Annotated in this window: 13 protein-coding genes; 5 read left to right on the top strand and 8 right to left on the bottom strand. The window is 70.7% G+C overall.

Going from position 1 to position 13,484, the window contains the following annotated elements; genetic code table 11:
* The coding region (locus tag QZV94_RS05550; RefSeq protein WP_293676813.1) for an ATP-binding protein at positions 1-982 on the top strand (982 nt) is incomplete at its 5' end.
* Between the two features lie 6 nt (positions 983-988).
* Here the strand turns inward: QZV94_RS05550 and QZV94_RS05545 are convergent.
* Positions 989-3,190 (bottom strand): S9 family peptidase, encoded by a 2,202-nt coding sequence (locus QZV94_RS05545; protein WP_293676812.1) that lies wholly within the window; start codon positions 3,188-3,190, stop codon positions 989-991.
* Between the two features lie 82 nt (positions 3,191-3,272).
* Here QZV94_RS05545 and QZV94_RS05540 point away from each other — a divergent pair, with 82 nt between their 5' ends.
* The gene (locus QZV94_RS05540) at positions 3,273-3,521 is read left to right on the top strand and encodes a DUF3297 family protein (protein ID WP_293676811.1); all 249 of its coding nucleotides are present in this window, start codon (positions 3,273-3,275) and stop codon (positions 3,519-3,521) included.
* Positions 3,522-3,533: 12 nt separating this feature from the next.
* Here QZV94_RS05540 and QZV94_RS05535 read toward each other — a convergent pair whose 3' ends face one another.
* The 3 genes from QZV94_RS05535 to QZV94_RS05525 are packed head-to-tail and all read right to left on the bottom strand — an operon-like array spanning position 3,534 to position 6,504.
* A complete protein-coding gene (locus QZV94_RS05535) occupies positions 3,534-4,829 on the bottom strand; it encodes an HlyC/CorC family transporter (RefSeq protein WP_293676810.1) in 1,296 nt (431 codons plus the stop codon).
* A complete protein-coding gene (gene aroB, locus QZV94_RS05530) occupies positions 4,826-5,938 on the bottom strand; it encodes a 3-dehydroquinate synthase (protein WP_293676809.1) in 1,113 nt (370 codons plus the stop codon). The genes QZV94_RS05535 and aroB overlap by 4 nt, the downstream gene beginning before the upstream one ends.
* The gene (locus QZV94_RS05525) at positions 5,935-6,504 is read right to left on the bottom strand and encodes a shikimate kinase (protein ID WP_293676808.1); all 570 of its coding nucleotides are present in this window, start codon (positions 6,502-6,504) and stop codon (positions 5,935-5,937) included. The genes aroB and QZV94_RS05525 overlap by 4 nt, the downstream gene beginning before the upstream one ends.
* A 48-nt stretch (positions 6,505-6,552) precedes the next feature.
* On the opposite strand from QZV94_RS05525, the gene QZV94_RS05520 reads away from it, so the two are divergent.
* Positions 6,553-7,731, top strand: coding sequence for a hypothetical protein (locus QZV94_RS05520; RefSeq protein WP_293676807.1), 1,179 nt, complete (start codon positions 6,553-6,555; stop codon positions 7,729-7,731).
* Positions 7,728-8,651 carry a site-specific tyrosine recombinase XerD gene (locus tag QZV94_RS05515; RefSeq protein WP_293676806.1) on the top strand — a complete coding sequence of 308 codons (924 nt, stop codon included), beginning with the start codon at positions 7,728-7,730 and terminating at the stop codon, positions 8,649-8,651. Before QZV94_RS05520 ends, QZV94_RS05515 begins: the two co-directional genes overlap by 4 nt.
* Here the strand turns inward: QZV94_RS05515 and QZV94_RS05510 are convergent.
* Positions 8,648-9,421: a glycine zipper 2TM domain-containing protein gene (locus QZV94_RS05510; RefSeq protein ID WP_293676805.1), complete on the bottom strand. Its 774-nt coding sequence runs from the start codon at positions 9,419-9,421 to the stop codon at positions 8,648-8,650. The genes QZV94_RS05515 and QZV94_RS05510 overlap by 4 nt on opposite strands.
* A gap of 172 nt (positions 9,422-9,593) precedes the next feature.
* Between QZV94_RS05510 and QZV94_RS05505 the strand changes: the two genes are divergently transcribed.
* Positions 9,594-10,556 carry an acetyl-CoA carboxylase carboxyltransferase subunit alpha gene (locus QZV94_RS05505; protein WP_293676804.1) on the top strand — a complete coding sequence of 321 codons (963 nt, stop codon included), beginning with the start codon at positions 9,594-9,596 and terminating at the stop codon, positions 10,554-10,556.
* Position 10,557: 1 nt separating this feature from the next.
* Here the strand turns inward: QZV94_RS05505 and QZV94_RS05500 are convergent, their stop codons facing one another.
* From QZV94_RS05500 to QZV94_RS05490, 3 genes are all read right to left on the bottom strand, one after another.
* A complete protein-coding gene (locus tag QZV94_RS05500) occupies positions 10,558-11,565 on the bottom strand; it encodes a low specificity L-threonine aldolase (protein WP_293676803.1) in 1,008 nt (335 codons plus the stop codon).
* A gap of 84 nt (positions 11,566-11,649) precedes the next feature.
* On the bottom strand, positions 11,650-12,798 hold the full coding sequence (locus QZV94_RS05495) for an epoxide hydrolase family protein (protein ID WP_293676802.1): 1,149 nt from the start codon (positions 12,796-12,798) through the stop codon (positions 11,650-11,652).
* A 59-nt stretch (positions 12,799-12,857) separates the two neighbouring features.
* A complete protein-coding gene (locus tag QZV94_RS05490; protein ID WP_293676801.1) occupies positions 12,858-13,457 on the bottom strand; it encodes a TetR/AcrR family transcriptional regulator in 600 nt (199 codons plus the stop codon).
* Positions 13,458-13,484 lie beyond the last annotated feature (27 nt).

The raw sequence follows: 13,484 nt of genomic DNA, 5'->3' as shown, positions 1-13,484 counted from the left end.
GTCGCTGCTGGGCATCCTCAACGACCTCCTCGACCTGTCGAAGATCGAGGCCGGGCGGATGGAGGTCGACGTCCACGACTTCGACCTGGAGCGCGAGGTGCAGGCCGCCACGCGCAGCTTCGCCACTCTGGCCGACCAGAAGGACGTGGCCTTCCTGGTAGACGTCGAGCCCGCCGCCCGGGGCATCTGGCGCGGCGACGGCGGCAAATTCCGCCAGGTTTTGGCCAACCTGGCCTCGAACGCAGTGAAGTTCACCTCCTCCGGCGAAATCCGTGTGGCGGTGCGCCGCACGCAGGACGGAATCGTCTGCACGGTGGCCGACTCCGGCGCCGGCATCGCCCGCGACCGGCTGGAGCAACTGTTCCAGCGGTTTTCGCAGGTAGACCCCAGCACGACCCGCAAGTTCGGCGGCACGGGCCTGGGGCTGGCCATCTCCCGCGAGCTGATCGAGTTCCTGGGCGGGACGGTCTCGGTGACCAGCGTCGAGGGCCGGGGCTCGGCCTTCACCTTCGAGTTGCCGCTGGCGTGGGTCGCTTCCGCGGCCGCCCAGCAGGAAGATGCCGAGGCGGCCCTGGAACTGCCCCCACTGCGCATCCTGGCCGCCGAGGACAACAAGACCAACCGCCTGTTGCTGGCGGCGCTGCTGGAGCCGCTGGACGTGCAGCTGCGTCTCACCGCCGACGGGGCGGAGGCGCTGGAGGCCTTCCGCACCGGCCTCTACGATATCGTGCTGATGGACATCCAGATGCCGGTGATGAACGGCATCGACGCGACGCGCGCCATGCGCCGCTTGGAGGCCGAGCGCGGCGGGGCGGCGACCCCGATCCTGGCGCTGTCGGCCAACGTCATGCGCCACCAGATCGACGAGTACCTGGCCGCCGGCATGGATGGCTTCGTGGCCAAGCCCATCGAGACGGCCGCCCTGATCGGCGCCATAGAGGCGGTCCTCCCGCGGCCGGGCGCCGAGAGCGTCGCGGCCTGAGCGGCGCTACTTCAGCCTGCGGTCGAAGAAGTCGATCGTCTGCACGGTGCGATGCATGCGGTTCTTCGGCGTCCAGCCGCCCCGGTGGCGCAGGCCGGGATAGACCATGGTCTCGAATGGCGTCCCAGCCGCCTGCAGGGCGAACAGGATGCGCGTGGAGTTGTCGAAGGTGACGTTGTCGTCGGCCATGCCGTGCATGAGCAGGAGCGAGCCGGCCGGCAGCCTCGGCATGCGCGCGACCAGCTCGGTGGCGGCGTAGCCCTTGGCGTTGTCCGCCGGCGTGCCCATGAACCGCTCGGTGTAGTGGGTGTCGTAGAGCGCCCAGTCGGTGACCGGCGCCCCGGCGACGCCGGCGCGGAACGGGGTGTCCGGCGCGGTCAGCAGCAGGAGCGTCATGTAGCCCCCGTAGGACCAGCCGGTGACACCCAGGCGGGCCTTGTCCACGTAGGGCAGCGTCTGCAGGTAGCGCGCGCCGGCGATCTGGTCGTCGACCTCCAGTTGGCCCATGCGGCGGTCGATGGCGGTCTTGAACGCGACGGCGCGGTGCGGCGTGCCGCGGTTGTCGAGGCGAAACAGGATGTAGCCGGCGTCGAGCAGGAGCTGGTCTTCCGGCGCCATCCAGGCCTTCTGGACCATGGAACTACCGGGGCCGCCGTAGACCTGGACGATGGCGGGGTAGGTCTTCGCAGCGTCGAAGCCAGGCGGCGTGCGCATTGACCAGTGCAGGATCTGGCCGTCAGCGGCCCTGATGGTCCCAAAGGTCGGCTCGCGCAGGTGGTCGACATACGGCCAGAACGGGTGGCCCGCCTCGAGCGCATTCTCCTCGATCCAGCGCACGCGGGTCCCGTCGGCGCGGTAGAGGGCCGTCTTCGGCGGCGTCCTGGGGTCGTTGTAGGTCCCGACGAAGGCTCCGCCCTTCTCCGCCACGGTCACCGTCCAGTTCCCGCCCGCGCCGGTCAGGGCTTTGGGCGGGCCGGGCTTGGCGTAGGACACCGAATAGATCCGCCGCTCCAGGGGCGTGTCCTTGTGGGCGGCGAAGATCACCGTGGCGGCGGCCTCGTCCACGCCCTCGATCTGTTCCACCGGCCAGTCGCCGGAGGTGACCTGGCGGATCCGCCTGCCGTCGCGGCCGTGCAGGTACAGGTGGCGATAGCCGGACGCCTCCGACGACCACAGGAAATCGCCGGACGCCAGGGGCCGGAAGTCGTCGGTCAGCTCGACCCAATGCGGGCTGGTCTCCGACAGGATCACCTTGCCCTCGCCGGTGGCCGGGTCGATGGCCAGCAGGTCCAGGCGGCGCTGGTCCCGGCTCTGGCGCTGGACGTAGAGCGTCCTGCCATCCTTCGCCCAGTTGACCCGGCTCAAGTAGATGTCCGGATCGTCCCCCAGGTCGACCTTCACGCGCCCGCCGGCCAGAACCTGGACATAGAGGTCGACCCTGGCGTTCGGCCGGCCGGGGCGGGGGTAGCGCTGCGGGACGACGCGGGCGCCGGTGGCGTTCACCTCGGGGCGCTCGACGATGTCGACGCCGGTCTGGTCGACGAAGGCGATGGCGATGGCCGTGTCGTCGGGGCTCCACCAATAGCCGGTGTGGCGGTCCATCTCCTCCTGGGCGATAAACTCTGCCGTGCCCCAGCTCTTCAGCTCAGTCCCACCCTCGGTGATCGCGCGTTCGGGGCCGCCGGCGGCGGGGACGACATAGAGGTTGTCGTCGCGCACGAAGGAGACGAAACCGCCCCTTGGCGAGACCTTGGCGTCGATCTCGTCGGCGGACGAGCGGGTGAGCTGGCGGGCGGCCTTGGCGGCCACGTCATAGACCCATAGGTCGCCCTCGACGGGGGCCAGGATCAGCTTGCCCTGGCTGTCCCAGCTGTAGTCGACGACGCCGCGGGTGGCGACGCCAGCCCGTTCACGCCGCGCCTTCTCCGCCTCGGACAGTTCGCGGTTCTCCGGCGCCAGTGCCTTGCCATCCAGCAGCATGCGTGGCTCGCCGCCGGCCACCTCGGCGATCCACAGGTCGGTGACCAGGAGGTCGTCGGCGCGGGTCTTGATGTAGGTCACCGCCCGCCCGTCGGGCGAAAGTTTCACCCCGCGCGCGCGGGGTCCGGAAAGGTCGGGGCTATCGAAGACCCGTTGCGGAGGAAGCTGTTCGGCCATGGCGGGGAGGGCGACCACAAAGGCCGCTAGCACGGCGGCGGCGACGTTCATGACGCTCTTGAACAGACTTGGAATGCAGTTGGCAATCCGGCCGCGGTTGAACCGGCCGCCACTTCGTGCGACCTCCCGCGCCATGAGCGAAGAGACCCCCGCACTCCCGGACCGGCTGAGTGTCGACCCCAACAGCCCGTTCTATGACGAGGCGGTGCTGCAGCGGAATGTCGGCGTCCGCTTCAAGGGCCAGGACAAGACCAACGTCGAGGAATACTGCGTCAGCGAGGGCTGGGTGCGGCTCTCGGTCGGGGCCTCCAAGGACCGCCACGGCAACCCGCTGACCGTGAAGCTGCAAGGCCCCGTCGAGCCCTACTTCCGCGAGGGGTAGCGGCCGCTGCGCTCAGTCCTCGGCCGGCAGCGGCGGCAGGGGCTCGATGCGCAGGGAGGTCAAGCGGGCGCCCTTGCGGGCCTCGACCCGCCAGCGGTGGCGATGGAAGGTGTAGGTCTGGCCGACCTCGGGGATCGCCTCGGCCTCGTGGATCAGCAGCCCGGCGACCGTTACCGCCTCGTCGTCCGGCAGGTCCCAGTCCATGGCCCGGTTGAGGTCGCGGATTGTCACCGAGCCCTTCACCACCACAGAGCCGTCACCGACGGGTTTGACCCCGGCCGCCACGACATCGTGCTCGTCGTCGATTTCGCCGACGATCTCCTCGAGGATGTCCTCGAGCGTGACCATGCCCTGCAGGCCGCCGTACTCGTCGACCACCAGGGCGAAATGGCTCTGCTTCTTCAGGAACGCCGCCAGTTGGTTCTTGAGCGTTGTGGTCTCCGGGATGAACCAGGGCTCGCGCAGCAACGCGTCGACATCCACCGCGTCGAGATTGCCGTCGGCGGCGACAATGGCCTTGGCCAGGTCCTTCACGTGCAGCACGCCGACAACGTTCTCCGGCTCCTCGCGATAGACGGGGATACGGCTGTGCTGGCTGGCAAGGATCTCTGAGATGACCTCGCGGGGACTGAGCGCGCCATCGACGGTCTCCATGGTCCGCCGGTGCACCATGATTTCCGAGACGTCCATCTCGCCCAGGTCCAGCACTCCGCCCAGCATGTAGCGGTCGCGGCTCTCCACCAGGCCCTCGGAGTGGTGGTACTCCACCGCGCCGCGGATCTCCTCGCGGGCGGCCAGCACGTCGGTCCCCATGTCGAGCTTGATGCCGAAGGGCCTGAGTGTCTGGCGCACGATCCATTGGGCGCCGTCCGCGAGCGGTCCGAAGACGCGCACCAGCCAGTAGGTCGGAACCGACAGGGTCCGGGCGACATCGTCAGCCCGTGCGATGGCGATGGTCTTGGGCAGGATCTCGCCGAAGATGACGACGAGCACGGTCATCACCACGGTCGCGATCAGGGGGCCCATGGCCGAGCCGGGGGCGAACAGCGAGGTCAGGACCGCTGTCGTCAGCGCCGAGGCGCCGATGTTCAGCACGTTGTTGGAGAGCAGGATCGCCCCGATCATGGTCTCCTGGTTGCCGATCAGGCGGTTGACCCGGCGCGCGGCCGGATCCCCTTCGCGTTCCAGCTGATGCATCCGCCCGCGGCTGGCGGCCGTCATCGACGTCTCGGCGGCTGAGACGAGCGCGGCCAGGCCGAGCAGGAAGATGAGCGACGGGCCGAGGGCAGCGAGGATCGCCCAGATCACGGCAGAGCTCCTTCGGCGACCAGGAATTCGTGGACCGCGACGGGGTCCACGTCCTTCGCCACGAACGCCGCGCCCAGCGCGCGGGCCAGAATGAACGTGAGGCGCCCGCCCTCGGCCTTCTTGTCCTGGGCCATGTGGACGACAAGCCGGGCCGCCTCGGCAGGATGGCCAGGGACTTCTGCGAGGGTCGTCGGCAGGCCGGCGGCGGCGATCGCGCGCGTGGCCCGGGTGGCGTCCTGGCCCCCGATCAGCCCCCGGGCCGCCGAGAACCGGAAGGCCAGCGCCATGCCGCAGCCTACCGCCTCGCCGTGCAGCAGGCTCCCGCCATAGCCGGCCTCGGCCTCCAGCGCGTGGGCGAAGGTGTGGCCCAGGTTCAGGAGCGCGCGGCGGCCCTGCTCGCGTTCATCCTCGGCGACGATCTCGGCCTTCATCTCGATGGAACGCGCAACGGCGGCAGAGAGCGCATCGGGTTCTCGCGCCAGGACAGCCGCGCCGTTGGCTTCCAGCCATTCGAAGAAGCGGAGGTCGCCCAGGAGACCGTACTTGATCACCTCGGCGTAGCCGCACCGCACCTCGCGCGCCGGTAGGGTGGAGAGCACCGAGAGGTCGGCCAGCACCAGCCGCGGCTGATGGAAGGCGCCCACCAGGTTCTTGCCCCTGGGGGTGTCGATGGCGGTCTTGCCGCCGACAGACGAGTCCACCTGGGCGAGCAGGGTGGTCGGAATCTGCACGAAGTCGATGCCGCGCTTGTAGATCGCCGCCGCAAAGCCCGCGAGGTCGCCCACGACCCCGCCACCGAAGGCGGTGATCAGGTCGCCGCGGTCGAGCTCGAGCGCCAGCAGGCGGTCGGAGACATCGGCCAGGCCATCGAAGCTCTTGGTCTGCTCGCCGGGCGGTACGATCACCGGCAGGGCGGCGATGCCCGCGGCGGCGAGGGCGGCGGTCAGCCGCTCGCCGTGCAGGGCCCAGACCGTCTCGTCGCTGACCACGGCGGTGCGCCCGCGGGTCTGGAACGGTGCGATCAGCCGCCCCGCCGCGTCCAGCAGGCCCTCGCCGACGACGACATCGTAGGCGCGGCTTCCGAGGCCTACAGGCAGGGTGCGGCTCATTTCGCGCACTCGCCGACATATGCGGTCAGGGCCTCGAGGACCTGGGTCACGGCGACCTGATGCGCCGAGTCGCCGGTCTCCACGGTGATATCCGCCTCGGCGTAGGCGGGGTAGCGGACCTCGGCAAGCTCGCGCAGGACGACCAGCGGGTCCTTGCCGGCGAGCAGCGGGCGAGTGTCCTTGCGGCCTACGCGGCGCGCCAGGACCTCGATATCGGCCTTCAGCCAAACCGTAATCGCGCGCGCCTTCAGCAGCGCGCGGGTCTCCGGGCTCATGAACGCTCCGCCGCCTGTGGCCAGCACATGGACCGGGCCCTCCAGCAGGCGCGCGATCACCCGCCGCTCCCCATCGCGGAAGGCCGGCTCGCCAAGGTCGGCGAAAATCTCCGGGATCGTCCGGCCGGCGGCGGACTCCACCTCGGTGTCGGCGTCGCGGAACGGCAGGCCAAGGGTGGTGGCCAGCCTGCGGCCCACGCTGGACTTGCCGACGCCCATGAGGCCCACGAGTGCGATGGTGCGTTGGCGAAGCGGTTCGTAGGGGTCCATGGGCGAGGGAGGCTTTAGCATGACGCGACGCCCTCGCGCCAACCACACGACGCAGGGTAGGATGACGCCATGTTGCGTATCGCCCCCATCGCAGCCGCCGTGCTGCTGACCGCGGCGCCGGCCTGGACGCAGGTCCTGGTCACCACCCTGCCATCGCCGGACGCCTTCTCCACCGCGGGGCGCGACACCGGACTGCCGGCCGAACTCTGGCGCGGGACGCCGATCGAGACGGCGCGCATGGTGCTGCCGGTGCTGGCCGCGAAGCCGTTGTCGCCGGCGGCAACGGCGCTGGCGCTGCGGGTCCTGGCTACCGGCGCCACCGGGCCGGAGGGCGCGGTCGGCGACGAGGCGCTGGTGGGCGCGCGGGCCGGCGCGCTGCTTGCGCTGGGCGACGTGGCGGCGGCGTCTCGGATCCTGGAGCGCGAGCCGGGCGTGGAGCGAAACGCCGAGCTGGCGCGCGCCGCCGCCGAAAGCGCATTGCTGGCCGGCGACAACACCCGCGCCTGCGCCTTGGCCGAGGGCCGGACGGACACCTACTGGCTGCGCCTGCGCGCCTTCTGCCAGGCCGAGGCAGGGCGAATGGCCGAGGCCCAGCTCACCTTCGACCTCGCCCAGTCGCAGGGCCGCGACGCGACCTTTGCGCGGCTGCTGTCGGCGCGGCTCGCCAAGACCCCGCCCGGCGCCGCCTCGCTGCGCGGCGGCCTCGACTTCGCGCTCTCCAAGGCCCTGAATCTCGACCTGGCGGTCGCAAAGCCCGCGCCGGCTGTGGCCGCCGCCATCAGCGGCGCGCCGCCGCCGTCGCCCACGTTCGACGTCAGCGCTATCGACGGCGCGATCGGAGGCCTGGCGCCCGCGCTGGCCGCCGGCCCGCCCCCGGTCGAGGCCGTCTCGGCCCTGATCGCCGCGGCCGCCGAGGCCGACGCGAAGACCCGGGCGCGGCTGCAGGGGGCGGCCTTGCTCGTCGCCGCCCTCGTCCCGGAGCTCTCCGGCGCCGATCGGACGCGGTTGGCGGGTTTCGCGGTCCCCGAGGGCAAGGGGCCGGTGGGGCGCAGCCTGTCCCTTGATGCGGCCGCGGACGGTGGTCGGATGGGCGAGCTGGCGCTCCTGGCGCTGTGGACCTGCGCCGATGCCGGGACGGCGGGCCCGGCGCTGGGAGACCGGGTGCGGATCGTCCGGGCCCTGGCGCGCGTCGGGCTGATGGACGAGGCGCGGGCCTTCGCGCTCGAGGGCCTGGCGGGCCTGAAATGAGCAAGGGCGCGGACTGGACCGAAGCCTTCCTGGAGATGATGGCGGTGGAGCGGGCGGCCGCCCACAATACGCTCGCGGCCTATTCCCGCGACCTTAACGACGCCTCGGCCTTCCTCGCGACCCGCGGCTCCGGCCTGGCGGAGGCCAGCGCGGAGGACATCGAGGCCTATTTCGCCGCCCTCGGCGCGCGCGGCCTATCCCCCGCGACCGCGGCGCGACGGCGCGCCGCCGTGCGGCAGTTCTACCGCTTTGTCCTCGGCGAAGGCTGGCGGAGCGACGACCCCTCGCGCCGGGTAGAGGCGCCGAAGAAGGGCCGCCCGCTGCCGAAAGTGCTGTCGCGCGCGGAGATGAACCGGTTGATCGCCGCGGCCGCGGCCCGTGACGGCGCGCAGGGCCTGCGGTTCGGCTGCATGGTGGAGTTGGCCTACGCCTCGGGCCTGCGGATATCGGAGCTCACGGCCCTGCCGCTCGCGGCGTTGGCTCGGGACCCGGCCTACCTGATCGTCAAGGGCAAGGGGGGCAAGGAGCGGTTGGCGCCCCTCAACGACACGGCGCGCGCGGCGGTGCGGGACTACCTCACCATCCGCGCGCGCTTCCTGCCCAAGGGCGACAAGACCAACCCGTGGCTGTTCCCCTCGCGCGGCAAGGCGGGACGGCTCACCCCGAGGCGGTTCGCCCAGGTGCTGGACGAGGCGGCGGCGGGCGCGGGCATCGATCCGTCGCGGGTCAGCCCCCACGTCCTGCGCCACGCCTTCGCCACCCACCTGCTGGAGGGCGGCGCCGACCTGAGGGTCGTGCAGAAGCTGCTGGGCCACGCCGATATCGCCACCACGCAGATCTACACCCACGTCGCCTCTGACCGGCTGCGCGAGGTGATGCAAACGAAGCACCCCCTCGCGCGCAAACCCAGGGCCGGTTAGCCGGTAATGCGGTAGCGGCCCTCCTCGTCCGGGCAGACGCGGACGTAGCGATAGTCGCGGCCGTACGAGTCGACGGGGGCGGGAGCCAGGCGACAGCGGTTGCGGGTGTAGTAGCTGTAGTCATAGCTCGAGGCGTAGCGGTTGCGGCCCTCGCGATAGGCGATGGTGTCGTCGTAGGCGAAATAGGGTCCGCGGTTGTCGCAGCGATACTTGGCGTTGGCGTTGCCGACGCCGGCGCCGACCGCCGCGCCTACGACGCCGCCGAGGACCGCGCCTTCGGTGCGGTCGCCGCGCCCGGCGATCTGCGAGCCCAGCACAGCACCGGCCAGGGCGCCGATGATGCCGCCGGCGGCGGTGGAGTTGTCGGTGCTGCAGTTGATGCCGGTCGCTGCGGAATTGCGACCGTAGTACCCGGCGTAGGGCGGAGGGTTGTAGCTGGACCAGTAGGTCTGGTTCCAGACCGGGCGCGAGTACATCCGCGCGTACGATCCGTAGCCGTAGCGAGTGTCATAGATGCGGCGCGCGCGCTCCCACTCGGCGAGGCGGCGGTCATAATCCCGGCGGGCTTCGCGGTAGTTGCGACGCTGGCCCTCATACCTGCGGCTGTCCTCGCGGTACTGGTCCTGCTGCGCTTCGTACCGGTCGCGCTGGCGATCATAGTCCTGGCGCGCGGCGGACGATTCCGGGGTCTCGCGGTATTGCTGGGCGTAGACGGGTGCGGCGCTCGCCAGCGCAAGCACCGAAACCATGCCGATCCTGAGGCTCTTCATCTTGTCAGCTCCTTGTCCCCTCGTTGCGGCCAAACGGCTGTGAGGCTTGAGCGTTCCGGCGCTGCGAAACGCCGGTACCTGTTCGCGGCTTGTGAGCTTGGCGGTTCGCGCCTAATTTCCGCGGCTTCCAACTGGCCCCCCTCGGGCGGCAGCCTCTCTGGACCAGGACCTGATGGCCGCGCATTACCTCGAGTTCGAGCGCCCGATCGCCGATCTCGAAGCCAAGATCGAGGAGCTGTCCAAGCTCTCGGAGACGGCGGGCCCAGGCGCCCTCGACGACGAACTGGAAGCGCTCCGCGCGCGGGCGCAGGCCCTGCGGGTCGAGGCCTATTCCAACCTGGACGCCTGGCAGAAGACCCTGGTCTCGCGCCATCCCGAACGGCCGCATTTCGTCGACTACGTCGCAGCCCTGATCGATGAGTTCCAGGAGCTGCGCGGCGACCGCAAGTTCGCCGACGATCAGGCGATCATGGGCGGCATCGGCCGCTTCCGCGGCCAGGCGGTGGTCGTCATGGGCCACGAGAAGGGACGCGACACCGCGAGCCGCGTGCGGCACAATTTCGGCTACGCGCGGCCCGAAGGCTACCGAAAGGCCGTGCGCCTGTTCGAGTTGGCCGAGCGGTTCCACCTGCCGGTGCTGAGCTTCGTCGACACGACCGCCGCCTATCCCGGGGTCTCGTCGGAGGAGCGCGGCGTGGCCGAGGCGATCGCGCGGTCCACGGAGAAGGCCCTGATGCTGGAGTCGCCCATGGTGGCGGTGGTCACCGGCGAGGGTGGCTCGGGCGGGGCCCTGGGCATCGCCTGCGGCTCACGGGTGCTGATCCTGGAGCACGCAGTCTATTCGGTGATCCCACCGGAGGGCGCGAACTCGATCCTTTGGCGCGGTTCGCGCACCCCGGCCGAGGCGGCCAGGGCGTTGAAGATCAGCGCCCAAGAGCTGCTGGCGATGAAGATCGTCGATCGCATCATCCCCGAGCCCGCAGGCGGCGCCCACGCCGACCCGCAAGGCGCCATGAAGGCGGTCGGAGACGCGCTGGAGGAGGAGCTGCGGGGGCTGCAGGGTTTCTCGGCGCAGGAGCTGAAGGCCCGGCGAGCCGAGCGCTTCTACGCCATCGGGCGCAGCGGGCTGCAGTAGGTCACGCGATCCGGCGCAGCGCCTCGCCGAGCTCGTCGACCGCCTCCGCGGTGGTCGCCCAGGAGCACATGAACCGCACCGACCCATCGAGGAAGCGGTAGACGAACCAACCGGAGGCATGGAGCGCCCGCAGGCGCGCCTCATCCATCTCAACGAAGACGCCGTTCGCCTGAACCGGATGGGCCACCTTGAAGGGCATGGCCGCCGCCAGCCGCGTGGCCATGGCGTTGGCGTGGGCGGCGTGGCGGTCGAGCGCCCCGTCCTGCAGCATGCCGATGAATGGCGCGGCGTAGAACCGGCCCTTGGAGGGCAACTGGCCGGCCTGCTTCAGCCTTGCGTCGAAGCGCCGGGCCAACGCGCGGTCGAAGATCACCACCGCCTCGGTCGGCGGCATGCCGGCCTTAGTTCCGCCGACCACCAGGATGTCCACGCCGAGCCCCGCGATGGCCTTGACGTCGAAGCCCGCGGCCGCGGCGTTGGCCAGCCGCGCGCCGTCCAGGTGCACACCGTAGCCCTTCGCCTTCACCGGGGCGGTCAGGGCGGCGAGTTCGGCGGTCGAGTACACCGTGCCGTACTCCGTGGCGTTGGTGAGCGACAGAGCCGCCACCGGCTGGCGGTAGGAGACGTCCGGCGCGCCCAGCGGTTCGGCCAGGGCCGCGGGGGCGATCTTGCCGGACGCGCCGGCCAGGGGCGTCAGCCCCAGTCCGTGGCCGAACAGGCCCGGTGCGCCGGTCTCGTCGGTGCAGACGTGGGCGTGGTGGTGCGCCAGAACGCTCTCGAACGGCCGGCAGGGCGCTGCGAGCGAGATGGTGTGGGCAGCCGTTCCGGATGCCACGAAGCGGACCTCGGCGTCGGCGTCGAGCATCGCGCGGACCAGGTCGGCGGCGCGCGCGCTGCCCGGGTCGGAGCCGTACCCGGACGCGAAGCCGGTATTGGCCTCGGCCAGAGCGGCCATCGCCTCCGGCGTGGCAGGCGCGGTGTTGTCGGACGCGAAGTCGTAGCGGGCCATGGCTGCGATGCTTTAGGGGCTGGCCGCCGCCCGACAACCCCCAAAGCCGTCGTCCGGCATTGGGTGACGGGGCGTGTGCGGGCCTCAGACCTCCCGCGCCCAGGCGCGCACGTCTTCGACGAATAGGTCCGGCTCCTCCATAGCCGCGAAGTGGCCGCCGCGGGGCATGTCCGTCCAGCGGACGATGTTGTAGGCCCGCTCCGCGAAGGAGCGCGGCGGGCCCTCGTACAGCGGCTCGCCGGGGAAATTGGCGAAGGCCGTAGGGACCTCCAGGCGGTGGCCAGGCTCGAACCCCAGGCCGCCTTCCTCCACCAGCCCGCGGTAGTACCAGGCGCCGGTCGTGAAGCTGCCGGTCATCACGTAGATCATGATGTTGGTGAGCAGGCGGTCCTGTGGAAAGGCCTCGTCGATGGACTTGGCCGACAGGTCCGACCAGTCGTGGAACTGCTCGGCGATCCAGGCGGCCTGGCCCACCGGGTTGCCGGCGCCCATCCAGGCGATCGACTGCGGCCTGGAGACCTGCAGTCGCATGTAGGCCCCCATCTGGGCGCCGGCCGCCTCCTGCCGCGCCGCCCAGGCGATCTCCGCCTCGCCCTGTGGCGGGCCGGGCGGCCGGAAGACCAGCATGTTGAGGTGGATGGCGCGCGCGTGGACGGGAAAGTCGCGCGCCAGCCAGGAGGTGACCACCGCGCCCCAATCGCCCCCCTGCGCCAAGTATGTCGGATAGCCGAGGACTTCGGTCATCAGGGTGTTGAACAGGCGCGCCGTGGCGCGCTGACCGATAGGGCTTGTCGGCTTGGACGAGAATCCGAAGCCGGGGAGGGAGGGGACGACGACGTCGAACGCGTCGGCCGGATCGCCGCCGAACCGCGAGGGGAAGGCCAGCTTCTCGATCGCCTGCCAGAACTCATAGTGCGAGCCCGGCCAGCCGTGGGTCACGATCAGCGGCCGCTTGCCGCCTGCCTCGCCCACCACGTGCAGGAAATGGATGTCGAAGTCCTCGATCCGCGCGGTAAACTGCGGGAAGCGGTTGAGGTCGGCTACGGCGGCGCGCCAATCGTAGCGACCGGTCCAGTACGCGCAGAGGCTCTTCAGCCAGGTGGCGTCGCAGCCGTAGGCCCAGCCGTCCGGGACCTCCGGCGTCACGGGCCACGGGTAGGCCCGCACGCGGTCCAGCACCGCGTCGACCTCCGCTGGCGTCCAGCGGACCTCGAAGGGTTTGATCTTGGCCATGGCAGCGCCTCCGAAAGGGTGCGTCAGCACATGCCCTTGCCGCCGGGTGCGTCAAGCGGTCAGACGGGTGGGGAGAGGCCGCGCGCGAGGGTGGCGTTCATCGCGTGATAGAGGTCGCGCGCCACCCCATGCGGCAACAGGCCGGCAAGTTGCAGCACGACGATCCCGTGCACGGCGGCCCACATCATCAGCCCGATCTGTTGCGGTTCGCCTGCGTAGCGGCCGCAGGCGATCGACTCGTTCACGTGATCGGTCATGGTCGCCTGCGCGCGCGCTCCGGCGGCGATCAGTTCGGGGTACTTCTCGACGTTCGGCTGGTTGAGGTCGAACATCAGCTTGTAGGAGTGCGGATTCTCCAGGGCGAAGGCGACGTAGGCCTCGCCCACCGCCTCGCCGCGGGCCTGGGAGTCGGCAGCGCCCGCGCGCGCGGCTTCCAGCCGCTCGGCGAAGCGGGTGAAGCCGCTGGTCCGGACGGCGGCCAGGATGTCGTCCTTGTCCTCGAAGTAGCGGTAGGGCGTCATCGGCGAAACGCCCAGTTCGGCGGCCAACTGGCGCATGGTCACGGCGTCCGGACCCCGCTCCGCGAACAGCCGCTCGGCGGCCTGGCAGAGGCGGTCCCGGAAGTCCGCGACATCGGTCTCGGTCAGCACACGCGGCATACGACTCGCTCGATCCACACAAGCCCT

The organism is uncultured Phenylobacterium sp. (genome assembly GCF_902826855.1).
Classification (GTDB): Bacteria; Pseudomonadota; Alphaproteobacteria; order Caulobacterales; family Caulobacteraceae; genus Phenylobacterium.
Note: the sequence above shows the minus strand (reverse complement) of the source record. Positions and strands in the feature narration are given on the sequence as shown.